The 14,776-nt window shown below is 38.8% G+C and carries 18 protein-coding genes; 1 reads left to right on the top strand and 17 read right to left on the bottom strand.

Translation table 11 applies throughout. The annotated features are described in order from the left end of the window. Positions 1-149 precede the first annotated feature (149 nt). The 13 genes from ACLHDF_RS30690 to ACLHDF_RS30750 form a co-directional block, all read right to left on the bottom strand. Positions 150-899 carry an SDR family oxidoreductase gene (locus ACLHDF_RS30690; RefSeq protein WP_413922157.1) on the bottom strand — a complete coding sequence of 250 codons (750 nt, stop codon included), beginning with the start codon at positions 897-899 and terminating at the stop codon, positions 150-152. Between the two features lie 21 nt (positions 900-920). Further along, complete coding sequence (locus tag ACLHDF_RS30695; protein ID WP_413922158.1) at positions 921-1,892, bottom strand: DHH family phosphoesterase; 972 nt, start codon at positions 1,890-1,892, stop codon at positions 921-923. 341 nt (positions 1,893-2,233) lie between these two features. Next, positions 2,234-2,782: a 6-phospho-3-hexuloisomerase gene (gene hxlB / locus ACLHDF_RS30700; RefSeq protein ID WP_413922159.1), complete on the bottom strand. Its 549-nt coding sequence runs from the start codon at positions 2,780-2,782 to the stop codon at positions 2,234-2,236. Continuing rightward, positions 2,782-3,417, bottom strand: coding sequence for a 3-hexulose-6-phosphate synthase (gene hxlA / locus ACLHDF_RS30705; RefSeq protein WP_413922160.1), 636 nt, complete (start codon positions 3,415-3,417; stop codon positions 2,782-2,784). The genes hxlB and hxlA overlap by 1 nt, the downstream gene beginning before the upstream one ends. 104 nt (positions 3,418-3,521) lie before the next feature. Next, positions 3,522-4,532: a LacI family DNA-binding transcriptional regulator gene (locus ACLHDF_RS30710; RefSeq protein WP_413922161.1), complete on the bottom strand. Its 1,011-nt coding sequence runs from the start codon at positions 4,530-4,532 to the stop codon at positions 3,522-3,524. A gap of 101 nt (positions 4,533-4,633) precedes the next feature. Then, a complete protein-coding gene (gene eda / locus ACLHDF_RS30715) occupies positions 4,634-5,278 on the bottom strand; it encodes a bifunctional 4-hydroxy-2-oxoglutarate aldolase/2-dehydro-3-deoxy-phosphogluconate aldolase (protein ID WP_413922162.1) in 645 nt (214 codons plus the stop codon). 26 nt (positions 5,279-5,304) lie between these two features. Beyond that, entirely contained in the window at positions 5,305-6,585 is a 1,281-nt protein-coding gene (locus tag ACLHDF_RS30720; protein ID WP_413922191.1) for an MFS transporter, read from the bottom strand. Positions 6,586-6,587: 2 nt separating this feature from the next. Continuing rightward, complete coding sequence (locus tag ACLHDF_RS30725) at positions 6,588-7,547, bottom strand: sugar kinase (RefSeq protein ID WP_413922163.1); 960 nt, start codon at positions 7,545-7,547, stop codon at positions 6,588-6,590. Continuing rightward, positions 7,544-8,287, bottom strand: a complete 744-nt coding sequence (locus tag ACLHDF_RS30730) for a sugar phosphate isomerase/epimerase family protein (protein ID WP_413922164.1) — start codon at positions 8,285-8,287, stop codon at positions 7,544-7,546. The genes ACLHDF_RS30725 and ACLHDF_RS30730 overlap by 4 nt, the downstream gene beginning before the upstream one ends. 157 nt (positions 8,288-8,444) lie before the next feature. Then, positions 8,445-9,173, bottom strand: a complete 729-nt coding sequence (locus ACLHDF_RS30735) for a hypothetical protein (RefSeq protein WP_413922165.1) — start codon at positions 9,171-9,173, stop codon at positions 8,445-8,447. 225 nt (positions 9,174-9,398) lie between these two features. Beyond that, positions 9,399-9,617 carry a hypothetical protein gene (locus ACLHDF_RS30740; protein ID WP_413922166.1) on the bottom strand — a complete coding sequence of 73 codons (219 nt, stop codon included), beginning with the start codon at positions 9,615-9,617 and terminating at the stop codon, positions 9,399-9,401. A gap of 65 nt (positions 9,618-9,682) precedes the next feature. Next, positions 9,683-10,225, bottom strand: coding sequence for a carotenoid biosynthesis protein (locus tag ACLHDF_RS30745; RefSeq protein ID WP_413922167.1), 543 nt, complete (start codon positions 10,223-10,225; stop codon positions 9,683-9,685). A 307-nt stretch (positions 10,226-10,532) separates the two neighbouring features. Then, the gene (locus tag ACLHDF_RS30750; RefSeq protein WP_413922168.1) at positions 10,533-10,994 is read right to left on the bottom strand and encodes a hypothetical protein; all 462 of its coding nucleotides are present in this window, start codon (positions 10,992-10,994) and stop codon (positions 10,533-10,535) included. 273 nt (positions 10,995-11,267) lie between these two features. Here ACLHDF_RS30750 and ACLHDF_RS30755 point away from each other — a divergent pair, with 273 nt between their 5' ends. Further along, complete coding sequence (locus tag ACLHDF_RS30755; RefSeq protein WP_413922169.1) at positions 11,268-11,906, top strand: sulfite exporter TauE/SafE family protein; 639 nt, start codon at positions 11,268-11,270, stop codon at positions 11,904-11,906. A 277-nt stretch (positions 11,907-12,183) separates the two neighbouring features. Here ACLHDF_RS30755 and ACLHDF_RS30760 read toward each other — a convergent pair whose 3' ends face one another. The 4 genes from ACLHDF_RS30760 to ureE are packed head-to-tail and all read right to left on the bottom strand — an operon-like array spanning position 12,184 to position 14,769. Continuing rightward, positions 12,184-12,993, bottom strand: a complete 810-nt coding sequence (locus ACLHDF_RS30760; RefSeq protein ID WP_413922170.1) for an urease accessory protein UreD — start codon at positions 12,991-12,993, stop codon at positions 12,184-12,186. After that, a complete protein-coding gene (ureG, locus tag ACLHDF_RS30765; protein WP_413922192.1) occupies positions 12,990-13,604 on the bottom strand; it encodes an urease accessory protein UreG in 615 nt (204 codons plus the stop codon). Before ureG ends, ACLHDF_RS30760 begins: the two co-directional genes overlap by 4 nt. 39 nt (positions 13,605-13,643) lie before the next feature. Next, complete coding sequence (locus tag ACLHDF_RS30770; RefSeq protein WP_413922171.1) at positions 13,644-14,330, bottom strand: urease accessory protein UreF; 687 nt, start codon at positions 14,328-14,330, stop codon at positions 13,644-13,646. Then, complete coding sequence (gene ureE, locus ACLHDF_RS30775; RefSeq protein WP_413922172.1) at positions 14,323-14,769, bottom strand: urease accessory protein UreE; 447 nt, start codon at positions 14,767-14,769, stop codon at positions 14,323-14,325. Before ureE ends, ACLHDF_RS30770 begins: the two co-directional genes overlap by 8 nt. Positions 14,770-14,776 lie beyond the last annotated feature (7 nt).

The following is a 14,776-nucleotide window of genomic DNA, read 5'->3' on the forward strand; positions in this document are numbered from 1 at the left end:
TATACTAAAAAAGACTAATTGAAATTTGATTACTTTATGTAACTTACTTTACAATGATTATTCTTATCTGTCAATAAAAAAATTGTTATTTCTTTTATTGATTATATGAAAAAAGACTGCTAAATATTGCAGCCTCTTTTCATATATGCTTAATGTTCATAAATCATGTTTCGCGTCATTCCCCCGTCTACTACGAGGTTAGCTCCTGTCACAAAATCATTTTCCGCATTCGTTAAGTACATACACGCTCTTGAAATATCTGCCGGCGTTCCAACTCGATTAGAAGGATGCTGCTTATGATCAATTTCACGGAGGCCATCGTAATCGGATGTCTCAATCCACCCTGGAGAAATAGCATTTACTGTGATGTTGTCATCACCAAGCGAAATGGCAAGTGCGTGAGTTAAAGCAACGATGCCTCCTTTTGTAGCGGCATAGGCTTCTGTATGAGGTTCAGACATTGTAGCTCTTGTAGAAGCTAAGTTCACAATGGAGCCTCCACTTTCATTTTTCCTCATCACTTTAGCCGCTTCACGAGAACATAAAAACACGCTGCGCAAGTTCGTATTGATAATGTCATCCCATTCATCAATGGACAGCTCATATGGTGATTTCCAGCGAGAAACGCCTGCATTATTAATCAAAATATGTATCGTCCCATACGTACTGACCGTTTTTTCAATAAGATTTAAAATATCTCCTTCTTTTCGGACGTCTGTTTTTACAAAAATGGCTTCTCCGTCCTGTCTTTGAATAGCCTCTGCATGACGTTCCCCTTCCGTTTCGTCCACATCTGCCAGTACCACTTTTGCTCCTTGTTTCGCGTATGCGCGGGATACATCTTTTCCTATTCCATTCGCGGCTCCGGTAACAACAACGACTACATCTTTAAACGACATATCATTTCCTCCTTATACGCTTTATTCACTTTTTTCTTCGTCTTTAAACAAGTGATCCGTGACGAAAAGAGCAAACGTTTCAGCTGTTAACTTGCATCCAGAAGCTTTTGGATGACCTCCTCCGCCGAGGTGTCCAACAATTTCTGCTAAGTTGATCTCGTCTTTTACTGCACGGAAGCCAATCTTTTGGCGTCCCATATCCACCATAACGGAAAAGTCGATATCTTCGTTTTCTAAGCATAGTGCATTTCCTAGCTCAGACTGATATGTATCTGCAAATACAATGCCTACGTTATACGTTGTTTTATCAATTTTAACGGTTTCTTTTATAATTTGTTTTTGTTTGTCATAAATGTATTTTTCAATCTTTTTCTCTTCCGCTTCTAGTAAAATTTCGTGTTTGTCCGTAAACGTAAATTCTTGATTTTCGGTATGATACGATTCACGAAGCGTTTCTAGAATGGTTTCTTTAAATTCTTCATGCGGAATTAAATAATATAGGTGATTAAGGCGCTTTGCTTTCAAGTTATTTTCATGGAACCAGTCCCACGTATCAAATAAGCGCACAAGTTCTACGTACTCATCAAGTAACGCCGTTTTTTGAAGCATGTTGTGGCGCACTAAATAGTCGTAGAAAAGAGATGTAGCCGCCGTCTTTTTACCATTTTCATCTTCTGCAATAACATGAACCCACGCATATTTCTGAGCTAGTGGAAGAGCGGAGATATGATGATCAATAAGAGTAATTTGCTGGCCTTTTTTTACAAGTTCATTTAATTTTTCCGCTACTTCATCATTTACGCTAATGTCCGTTATGTATAAAGCTGTGTCTCCATCATTTTCTTCTTCAATAAAATGCGTCACCGTTTCATTGATGCGGCCAATGCTTACCGTGCTGTAATCGAAATTGTCGTCGCCAAACGCTAACCGGCCCAACAGTGCTGGACTTACCCCATCTAAATCGTTATGTGAAATTAATTTTATTTTTGTCATCAATCAAAACTCCTTTATTCTCAGTCGCCTTAGTATATGTACCGGCTTGTATATTATAGCAATTTCAACATAAAAATGCTGTTACTTCCTTTGAAGCAAAGTAATATATTCGTATTAAACAAAAATGAAGTTCACGTTTAGACGTAGACTTATCTGCATCAAAAAAGATTGAGACATAACTAAAACAATCCAATCAACAGCTAGAAGCCACTACATACATGAAACCTACGTTCTCCATCACCATGAAAAAATCCGAACGAGTAGGATTCTCCATCAAGAATCTCGGTTCATCGTTCGGATCTTCCTTCAACTAAAATACTTTTGTTCCAGCCTTTTTTGACTTACTCTAAATTGCTATGCTGCTTAAACGCCTGTTCATGGTCCGTTTCATTCAACTTTCCGTATTCTAAGCAAATGGTATCAAATACAACGTGAGCGCATTGATCAAATAATGAGCCCAAAGGCTGAATGGAAGCTGCTTCATTTTCGTTTCGGTATTTGGTTGCAGCAGGAATATGCAGCAGCTCGTCAGTATGAGCGGTTAATGGTGATTCTGTACTAGCTGAAATGCCAATAACTGAACATCCTACTTCCTTGGCTTTCTTAGCTACACTCACCACTTGCTGTGTTTTTCCTGAGCCTGATACAGCTACCAATACGTCACCTGCTGCAATCGAAGGGGTAATGGTTTCTCCAACAACGTATACTGTCGCACCTAAATGCATCAGTCTCATCGCAAAGGATTTGCCCATTAAGCCAGAGCGACCTTCGCCGATGACAAAGATTCGTTTAGCTTGATAAAGTGAAAACGCTACTTCTTCTATTTGAGGTTCTTTTATGTGGTTCATCACAGTCGTAATCTCATGTAAAATCGTTTGTACTTTTGTCATTATACGTTCCCCCTGCTCATGAATAATTCTTGAAATTCAGCGGAGGCCTTTGCCACATCTGCACTTTTTGTAATGGCTGATCCAATGATCGCGACATCGGCTTTCATCTGAAGTAACGACGCTGCTGATGTTGAATTAATTCCTCCTGCTACTGCCATTTGCGCATCTGAATGAAAATACTGCCGCAAATTTAGTTGACTCAGTGATTTTCCTTCTTTTTCTTGTTGGTCTTTGCTGATATGATGGCAGAAAATAGCGTTTCTATAAATACTTACTTGCTTTTGCAGGCTGCTTGACGTGTTTAATAAATCAACCATCATTTTTTTGTTCCATTTTTCGCTTACATTTGCACACGTCTCTATCGTCGGTAAAGGCGACACCCCCATTACTGTTGCTACATCTGCCCCTGCTTGATAGCACATTGTAAACTCATATTCTGCGTTATCAATCGTTTTTATATCTGCTATAACCGTCTTATGTGGAAATGCTTGTTTGATTTTATAAATGCTTTCAATTCCGTATTCTTTTATAAGAGATGTACCTACTTCAATCCAGTCAACAGAGGGTTCAGCCAGCTTGGCAAGTGTAATAGCTTCTTCAATCGTGACGCGATCTAATGCTAACTGTATCTTCATGTTTCTTCTCCTCGCTTTCTACTAAATCGGTTTAGTAATAATGTAAATAAAAAATCAATATTCTAATGAGCCAAAAAGAGCACGTCATAGGCGCTCTTTTTAGCTTAATGCGATAAAGTCGTTTCCCGAATAATTAATTCACACTCGTACTGGTACTCTTCATAAGCTATCTTTTCTTTTAAAATTTGTTTAATGAGTAAATCTGCTGCTTTTGTTCCCATATCAAAAGCAGGCTGCGAAATCGTGGTAACGGCAGGCGTTGCTACATCCGCATAAGGAATGTTGTCATAAACAATTAAAGATAAATCATTTGGTATATTAAATCCTCTTTGTTTAATAAACTTCTGTACTTCAATGAATACTAAATCGTTTCCAGCAAGCAGCGCTGTCGGCGGACTTTCGGCTGCAAATAGCTTTTCAAGGGCTTTTTGCATATCCGCTTTTTTGCAGTTGATAATCATGGATTCATTTACAGGCATACTGGCTGATGTTAACGCTTCTTTGTATCCTTCTACACGTTCAATTCGAGGTGTAATGGTTAATGGTTCTGTAATAATTGCTATATGCTTATGTCCAAGCTGGAGAAGGTGCAAAATAGCCTGTTTTGTGGCTTCTTGATTGTTCGCCACCACGGATGGAATTTTCCCTTTTACATCACGAATTTTACGGTCCATAATAACAACCGGATATTCTTCTTTGATCATCTGTTCATAAAGAGAAGTATTGGCACCCGTTGGAAATAAAATAAGACCATCTACTTGCTTTGCTTTTAACATATTGATATATTTCTTTTCCTTCTCAGGATCGTCATCTGCGTTACAGATAATGGCATGTATATCTTGTGAATGGCAATAGTCCTCAATTGCGCGAATGACTTCAGTAGAAAATCTGTGCATAATATTCGCGACAATAATCCCAATCATCGACGTTCGCTTTTGTTTTAAGCTTCGTGCTAGATAGTTAGGCTGATAGCCGAGTGTATCAATTGCTTCTTTAATTTTCTTTCGTGTTTCTTCGCCCATATATTCGTACCGCTTGTTAATGTATTGTGATACGGTGCTTTTGGAGACATTTGCAGCTTTTGCAACATCAAGCATAGTAACTTTTTGCATCATGATCCGTCCTTTTCATTCAATCCCTAAAATTATGCTACTCCTAGTGTAAACGAAAAAAACGAAAAAGGAAAAGCCTTCTTAATAGTAGAAGGCTTTATTTATTAAGCGTACGCAAGCCTAGCTTCTTGAATTTCATGAATAAAACGTTTCGCTTCCTTTGTTACTTGAAGTAAGTACTCAGGAGTTGGAAGCTGTTTTCCATCCACTAATGTGCTTCCTGCTCCAATAGCAGCTGCTCCAGCTTTGATATAAGATCCCGCATTCTCAGCCGTAACGTCGCCTGTTGGCATCAACGGGATGTGAGGGAGGGGTCCTGCTATATTTTTAAAATAGGCGGGACCTACTACACTTGCGGGGAAGACTTTAATCATATCTGCACCGCATTCATATGCTGTTAAAATTTCAGTTGGTGTAAAAGCTCCCGGAACGCTAATTACCCCGTACCTTTTAGCCGTTTTAATTGTTCGCTCGTTTACCGTAGGAGAAAAAATAAATGATGCTCCCGCCATAATAGCAATTCGTGCTGTTTCTTCGTCTAGAACAGTTCCTGCTCCAACAAACATCGAGTCGTGGAATTCATTTTTTAACTCTTTGATAACCTCTACAGCAGCAGGATTTTCCATTGTAATTTCTAGGTTTGTTACTCCGCCTTCTTTTAACGCGTAGGCAAGTGGAATAATGCGCTCGGCACTTGCCCCTCGAATGACCGCTACAATACCGCTATTTGTAATTTTCTCAATATGCATTTGAATTCTCCTTTTCTATCGTTACATTAAGCTGTTGTTTCGACTGGCTTCACACTTTGAACTTCTCTAGGTTTTTTCGTCGCGACAATAGTTAGAATGGCAGCAATGAATAATGATCCAGCCATAAAGATATATGAAGCACCAAATCCTCCTGTTGATCCATTTAAAAACCCTACGATATAAGAGCCGGCAAATGAGCCAAGTGCCCCCATACTATTAATTAAAGCCATCGCTCCTCCAGCAACATTACGCGGTAAAATTTCAGGAATAATCGCAAAGAACGGTCCGTACGGAGCGTACATCGTTCCTCCCGCGATAACGAGTAAGGTAAAAGAAAGCCAGAAGTTGCTTGTTCCAACTAAATAGGATCCGTAAAATGCAAGCGCTCCTACCAATAAGAACGGCCATACAAACGCGCTTCGTTTTAAAAATTTATCCGATAGATATGAAACCGCTAACATTAATACAACTGCTAATACGTAAGGAACGGACGCTAACCAACCTGTTTTCACTATACTCATGTTAGGCGCTGCTTTAATGATAGAAGGCAGCCACATAACAAATCCGTAGACGCCGATACTCCATAAGGCATATTGAATGCTTAATAAAATGACGGTACGATTTTTGAAAGCTTCTTTATAGCCTTTTACAGGTTTAATTCCTTCTTGTTCTTTTTGTAGTGCATCATGTAAATCTGCTTTCTCTTTTTTCGACAGCCAGCCTGCATCTTTCGGTTCGTCATTTACTAGTTTCCACCATAAAAATGCCCAAATAACAGCTGGAAAACCTTCTAAAATAAACATCCATCTCCAGCCAAACGATTCTAGCAAATATCCAGAAACAATAGACATCCAAAGAACGGTTGCCGGGTTTCCTAAAATTAAGAACGTGTTGGCTCTAGACCGTTCTGCTTTTGTAAACCAGTGGCTTAAAAACACGAGCATAGCAGGCATAACGGCACTTTCAACTATCCCTAAAGCAAATCGAATAACAAACAAAAAACCAACATGGCTTACCATACCCGTAGCTGTAGCAAGTCCTCCCCATAAAATCAGAGACCAAAAAATCAACTTTTTGGCGCTTTTATTCTCAGCATAGTGAGCACCTGGAATTTGAAAAAAGAAATAACCTAAGAAAAAGAGCGATCCTAATAAAGACGAGATACCTGGCGTAATATGAAGATCTTCTGCCAGCCCTGCCGCTGCTCCAAACCCGTAGTTTGCACGGTCTAAATAAGCAAGGCTATACGTAATAAATACGATAGGAATTAACCGAAGCCATCTTTTTTTTGCTAGCTGCTGTTTCATCATCATTTCACTCCTTGTTTTTGAGATTCCATATATGTTTGCAACTGCTGTTCAGTTGGATATCCGTCGTTATCTCCAGGACTCTGTACAGCTAATGACCCAATCGCATTTGCTCTCATGACAGATTGGGTAAGAGAATCGTTTTGAAGAAGTCCGCTTAATAGCCCTACTGCAAAGCCGTCTCCTGCCCCGACCGTATCCACTATTTGTTTTACTTTTATTCCTTCAACCATTCCTTGCTCTCTTGCCGTCTTAAAAAAGGCTCCTTGTTCACCTAGCTTAATCACAACAAGCTCTACGCCTGCATCTAAATAGTAAGAAGCTATGTCTTCTGGGTTTTCGTAGCCGGTTAAAATCTTTCCTTCTTCAATACCCGGCAGAACGTAGTTTGCTTGTTTAGCAGCTTCATTGATTGTGAAAATCATTTCTTCCTTAGATGCCCAAAGAGTTGGACGCAGGTTTGGATCAAAGGAAACCGTTCTTCCAGCTGCTTTCATCGATGTAAGTGCATGTAGAGCAAATTCGCGCATACTTGCTGACACAGCAAGTGGTATTCCTGTCATATGCATATGTTTTGCTGCTAAAAAATAGTTTTGGTTAAAATCGCTGGAGTGCAAGTGACTGGCTGCTGAATTTTTTCTGAAATAACAAACTTCTGGATCTCCCACTTCCACTTTTGACTTAATCTGAAAGCCTGTTGCATGTTCACCATCTACTAGTACACAATCGGTGTTGACCGATTCCTCTTGTAAGCGTTTCATAATAAACGTACCAAAAGGATCGTTTCCTACTTTACTCACCCAGCCTGTGCGCAGACCGAGACGAGCGAGACCAATAGCTACATTTGTTTCTGCCCCGGCCAGCTCTTTTGTATAATGCCTAATCTCATGCAGCGGTCCTGGTTTTTCTGCCATGAACATTGTCATTGCTTCTCCGAAGGTAATAACGTCTAATGAATTCATTGAACTTCCTCCTGTTCTGCTTCTTGCACCAATGAAATGAAGCTTGGAACTTGTTCCGGTTCATCGATTGGAAACTCTAAAGCTTTAAAAATTGAATAAGAAAACCCTTTCAAAATATCTTTCCACATTTCATTTGAATCGTTTGATATAGCGGTTGTTACTAGCTTTCCGCTACTTTTTATTACGTGTTTAATATGAATATATTCTACAAATGAGCCTAACTTTTTTATTGCTTCCTCAGGTTGTTCCTTTACATAAAGCCAATTACCAATATCAAACGTCATGGAAACAGGAACTTCGTAAGCGTTATCAAAAAATGCGTGCAGAGATGCTACGTTGCCTCCGTAACTAGTTTGATCGTTTTCTACAAATAGACGTAGAGCTGGAAATGCCTGCAATAGCTGCTGTAAATCTCCTATAGGAGATTGGGGCTGGTAAAAACCGAGAGAAACTTTGACCCACTGAGCGCCAAGTGATAAGGCTTCTTCAAGAACAAATGTTAACTCTTGTTTGTTTAATTCTCCATTTTCTTTCCACAATTCAATGGGAGCCGAATACACTGTAAAAAGCGGATATTTTTTTAATTCTTTGGCAATAAGGTTAATCTCTTGATCTACTTTTTTCATTAACTCTCTTCGAATTTCCACTCCATGTACTTGCTGCTCATATATTCTCTGAATCATGGCGTGCTGACAGCCTATCATTTCAAATGCATTTAATGGGATAATGATCCTGTTCATAAATCGACCTACCTTTCTTATTATATGAACTAACCACTTACTAAACCGGTTTAGTAAATCGATTTATCTAAATTATAAGACTATTGAAAGCGCTTTTCAAGCTTTTTTTTTAATTTATAAAAAAAAGAAACAACACAGCTTTATGCTGTGTTGTTTCTTAGCGATCATCTGTGCTTTTTACTAGATTGCGATCTTGTTGATAAATATCATAAATTAAGAAGCTAAAGCCATAGTACAAGACCATGATGACAACTGACTTTGTCATAATAAATAAAGCGCCTAGCCCGATACCAACTAACAGCGTCTGGAAACTTAAACGGTCACGCTGAAAAGCTAGCTGTGATAAGAAATAACCAATGCCAATTAAAATAGCTAACACCCATGTATTTTGAATGGCTAATACATAGTGACTATATAGATAAAAGCTAGGAAAATAGACGGTACTTTCTACGAAGCTCGAAATACCGCTGTATGCAAGCCACCACTTTTGCTCTCTTTCCGTTTTAGGAACGGTTGCCTCAATTGAGGTGGGCATCTCCTGTTCCACGAAAACCGTTTCTCCATGATCTTTCATCCATTGAAGCATAATGGAAAGAATGATGAAGCCTGCAAAGATTAAAAGCAGCAAATATTCAATCCATGCTGGATAAGGAGCCGTCCGATGAATCGTATCTAGATATACTCCCTGCAGCCCTAACATAGAAATTGGAACCGCATGGTATACCATAACCGCAATATAAAATAGTAAAATTAGCACATAAAAAAAGAACTGTTCTTTGTAGTAGCGAATTTTTTTTCCTTCTGAAGCAATTCGCTTGACAGTCACGCTTTCCAAGTACGGACGGATAATGCTTATGATAATAATAAGACACGTAAATACAATCATATAATTATGTAATCACCTTTTCAACTTCGTTATGTAACATATTTTTTCATTTTTTTCCATCCATAAGAACAGTGGGTTAACAGCCTCTGTACTTTCTTATAGTACCAAAAAACTAAACTTTTTGACAATCCTGATTTATCAATTAGGAAGATGAAATAAGCGTAGCTACATTGATTCCGCTAATCGTGACCATAGGAGACCCTCCACCCGGGTGAGTCGTTCCTCCTATAAAATATAAGTTTTTAAGTCTTTTGAAACGTTGCTTGGGCGAAGAAAACTATCCATTTTTCGATTTGAACTTACTCCGTATAAAGCACCTCTAAATACACCAAATGTTCGTTCGATTTCATATGGAGTAATAATTCGTTCATGTACAAGCGAAGGCTTGATATCTAAACCAAACTGAGAAAGCTTGCGATAGACAACGTCTCTGTAAGCTTTCATCTCTTCTTGATTCTCTTTTTTTACAGCAGGTGCATTCACTAAAATAAATAAATTATCACCCGGAGCTACCGTATTATCGGTGTATGAAGAGTTACAAATATAAACAGTCGGATCGGTATGAAGAAAGACAGTAGAAAACAGCCGGAGAAATTAGATAAAGGAATATTATAATAAAAACTGTCCCCTTTCCACACCCAATATTGTCTAACAACATAGGCAACAGGATCAATAGCCAAATCCATAATAACAGCAAATATGGAACTAATGACTGCATAGGCAATTCCATGGACAACAAACGGCAGCTCCATACGCTTCATAATCCCGAGAGCTAATATTCTGCTTGTAATCACAATCATAAACCAAGCCGACCCAATGGTCAGAGGAACTCCTAAAACTTTGGCACCAAAAGCTTTTTCATAATCGTAGGATCCAAATAAAAATCCATATTTAACACCTAAACTTTCGACATAAATAGATGCGCCTGTCACAAATAGCGTAATGAACAAGGCACGCCTTACTCCATAGGCCTTAGCGAGATAGATGAGGGCAAGAAGACTGCTCAAATGTAAAAAGACTGCGTTTGCCCATTCTAACCATGAAGGCAGCAAATCAAAGGAAAGTAAAATAACTCCGCATACGTACCAGCTAAGAAAAAAACGATAAATGCCATTTGTGGTACTCCTCTATTCACCTTCTCTCCAGCTTCTTTTTGTCAAAATGCTATTATATAAGCTTGTACCCACTCTCTCCATTTTCAATGTGCTCGTTTCTATGAGTAGAACACACTCCCTTAAGATTATGTAAAAATAGCCACTGTTAGTACGTTCCCTAAATAAGAGACTTTATTACTTATTTATAAACAAAAATAAAATAAACGTCCATTAAAATCTACGGATGTATAGATTGTAATGACGTCTATTTTTTCTTATGTATATACACTTCTAATAGCTTTTTGACAATGAGTCCAATAACAAGCCCCGGTACAACAAACAGCATAGGCAGCCAAATTGGCCCTATAAAAACACCGTTGATGGTGGTTATTGAGGAATACATAATGCCTACTGTAACAAAATAAGCACAGGAGACAAAGGGAATAAATGTAAATCTTGACGCGCCGTTTTCCGCTTCTTTAACAGCATCCCAAATTGCAAAAAAATATAAACATGGATAAAACATTAACCACTGCATGTTCATTACCTCTAGGGACTGTCTTGTATCTCCTAAAAAGCTTAAGCGAATGCCTTCATTAAAATTTGCGCCCATATTAATGAGGAATTCAAGTACAATAAACAAAATGCCTTTTATATGTTTTTTGTTTAGTAACTGTCCAAAGCCCGGCAACGCAATGCTCCATAAAAGAGCTTCTAGTCTAGTCACGGTTTATCCCAACATTTTGACGTATAAAAGAACTCCACAGCATGATATCAGTAGAAATTTTGTCCATAGTTATCAACCTCACAATAATTTACTCATAGTTTTTGTAAATGTAAAATTTTTATACTACCTCCCCTTTAAAATTTGTAACTTATTGTAAATTGATAAATTGTTTAGCTATCTGTTCAGTTGTTTTTATTTTAGAATTTTCTGTTTATGAAAGCAGAAGCGTACGATATACTGGTTTTATACGTACGAGAGGATGAGAAAGCTGACATGGAAACAAGTATTTTTTCAATTTTAATACTAGGGTTTGTTTTAGGAATCAAGCATGCTCTAGAACCAGATCATATTATTGCTGTATCAACCATTGCTTCAAAAAGCAAAAAGCTGGGGCGTTCTTCGCTTGCAGGAGTATACTGGGGGATTGGCCACACGCTTACGCTGTTTATCTTTGGCATGATTTTAATTGTGTTAAAAAGCAGTATTTCTGAGCGTATGAGCATGTCACTTGAATTTTTAGTAGGTATTATGCTCGTTTACCTCGGTTTTACGTCGCTTCTATCTTACAAAAAGCAAATACATACTCATCACGAAAAAACATCTTACTTAAAGTCATTGGGCATCGGCTTTGTTCATGGACTGGCCGGAAGCGCAGCGATGGTTGTATTAACAATGAGCACCGTTACTCAGGCATGGCAAGGTGCTCTCTACATTGTGATTTTTGGAATTGGCACTTGTCTTGGCATGCTGTTGTTTACAACAGTTATTGGGATTCCGTTCGTTACTACTAAAAAGCAAGTCACGTTAAATCGCTGCTTAATGCAGGTAACAGGTGTTGTCAGTATCATATTTGGTCTCTACTATATGTATAATTTAGGTGTAAGCGACGGATTATTTAGTCTGTGGTTTTAGAAAGAGAATGAGACATAACTAAATCAATTCAATCTAAAGACGAATAATTAGGATAAATGAGCTGGACTGCTTGTTCTACCGCTGTTGATTTCCGTGCAAGACTTCGCTTTCCGTGGGCGGCCGCTGAGCCTTGTCCTCCAATCAACAGCTAGAAGCAGCTACATACAGGAAACCTACGTTCACCCTACCAATAAAAAACCCGAACGAATCTGATTCTCCATTAAGAATCCAGCTCGTTCGGATTTTTCTTCAACTAATATCCTTTTGTGAAGGCTCTTTAATACTTACGCAAAAGTGATACTTCAGCTTTTAGTAACTCCTGTCGGAACAATCCGTATACTTTGATGATTATATCTTCCACTTCTTGTGTACTAGCAGCTAATATTCGAACAGCACACCCGGATATCGGAAGTGCGGAAGCACCCACTTTACAGCATGTTTCTTCGCACAGCTGATGTACTTTCACTATGAATGCGTCGTCGGTGCTTGGATGAACAATGATAATTGATCCAAAATGCGTATACCCTTCCATTTTCATCATGCCGCGCAAATGATTTTCCGGATTCAAATATAAGTGATCATACACCTTAAGCTGGTTGTTTATATACAGCTTAAGCTTAGAACGCATAGAGGTATATTGAAACAGCTGCCCATCCGGCGACCAACCTGGAGTGATGCTATCACATATAAACAAAGCAGCGTTTTCTGCCATATGAACCGTTGTTTCTTGGACAAACGAAGCATTTTCATACAAAATAAGCGGGTCGGGTATATATTCCATGATGGCTTGTTCTTCAACAGTTATACACGTTTCTTGTAAAACAGCTTCGTTCGGTGTTTTGTACACCTTTGTCGCGGATTGAGTAGTAGCCGTCAGCTGAGCACCTTTTTCAACCGTTATCATCGTCTTATATTTGTCTCCGCTCACGTATCCGCCGCCTACGTGAAGCATATAAATAAAAGGTGATTCAGGAGTCATGTAAATAGGTCTTGCAACTTTGAAAGCACCGTAATGGTAAGTATCTTTAATAACGGTTCGCTCACTGTTTTTTTCTGCTCGAAGCTCTAAATAACCTGTGTAGCTCATGATTCAAGGCCGATTAAAAATGCCTCTTTTTTAATCCATTCTATAACTTGGTCGAGCCCTTTATCTTCTTTTAAATTGGTGAAAACAAAAGGCTTATGCCCTCTCGCTTGAATTGTATCTTTTTCCATTACTTCTAAACTAGCTCCTACATACGGGGCTAAATCTGTTTTATTAATAATGAATAAATCAGATTTAATCATCCCTTGACCGCCTTTACGCGGGATTTTTTCCCCTTGTGCTACGTCAATGATATAAATCGAAAAATCCACAAGCTCCGGGCTAAATGTTGCGGCTAAATTATCTCCTCCGCTTTCCACAAAAATAAGTTCAACATCAGGGTGACGTTCCATTAACTCATCGATTGCGGCAAAGTTCATGGACGCATCTTCTCGAATAGCCGTATGAGGACAGCCTCCTGTTTCTACCCCTACGATACGATTTTCTGGCAAAATACTGTTTTTTACTAGAAATTGTGCGTCTTCTTTTGTATAAATATCGTTTGTAACAACTGCCATACTGAGCTGTCCTTCTAAGGCACGAGTTAGTCGTTCTACTAACATCGTTTTACCTGCACCAACAGGTCCGCCAATTCCAATTTTAATTGCATCCATTTTTTGCGCCTTCATCGACAGAAGGCCTTCCCTCCCTTTTTATGACATGAACAATCGGACATGCAATTGTTCATGCTGCATTTGAGCAATTTCTAACCCTGGTGTCACAGCACCAAATTCCTCTTGGTCCGCTTGTAAAATATGCTGAAGTGCTTGCTGCAGCAGAGGTTGAAAAAGAACGAGCGTTTTTTGCCCATCTGTTTGACCGATTGGTATGCCGCGAACAGCATTTTGAATTAAAGAAGAGATGCTAGCGTACAAGTGACTTAAAACTGCATCTTCTTTTGTGATATTTAACTGCAGGCTGGCTAACGCAAATACAACAGCAGGATGTCCATATGCCTTCTTTGCTTTTACTTCGTTCATATACTTTTCTAAATAAGTGCCTTTAAATAACTCCAAGCAAAGTTTTAGCATGCGCTGGCCCACCCTTCTTGTCCCTTCTCTTGTTTCTTTTGATAAAGCAAGCGCATATAGTTCATGATCAAGCACTATAATTTTGGTAAACTGGTTCCGAGCAGCATACTCATAAGCCAGTCTGCATGCTAAGCCGTCCGTATACGTCAGCTGAACATCAAGATATGTACGAAGCACTTCTTGAAAGGTTTCTGTGTTGTAAATTTGATTTCGCTGAATATACGTTTCAAAACCAAACGAATGTGAAAATGCACCCGATGGAAAATTCGAATCACATAGTTGAATCAGCGAAAGCAAGGAATTAGTCATGACTGTGTCCGATATGCTTAAAAGCTTGTTTTACTTTTCTCTTTTCGCGCTTATAGGGAATGTCGAGCTGCTGGAGCAATTGTTCGACTAAATAATCGTACTGTACGAGCATTTCTCCACCTTCAAACTGCGCCGGCAAATGTCGGTTGCCAAGCTGATGAGCAATTTCTCCCATTTGCTGAATATCAATCGGCTGAATGGTCAAAATATCATCTGCTAGTACATGGACAACAATCATATTACTTTCATCCATAAATAGTACATCGCCATCAAGTAATTCGCGATTTTCTTTCAGACGGATTCCTAGTTCTTTGCCGTGATCTGTTACAACGCGCTGAACGCGTTTTACCAAGTGATCACTTTCGATATATACCTTTTCTATATGGGGAGCTCTTTTTTCTAATGTTGCTATATTTCCGATAATTTTTTCGATTACCATCTTTTTC

It is taken from the genome of Priestia megaterium (assembly GCF_046599315.1).
GTDB classification, from domain to species: Bacteria; Bacillota; Bacilli; order Bacillales; family Bacillaceae_H; genus Priestia; species Priestia megaterium_F.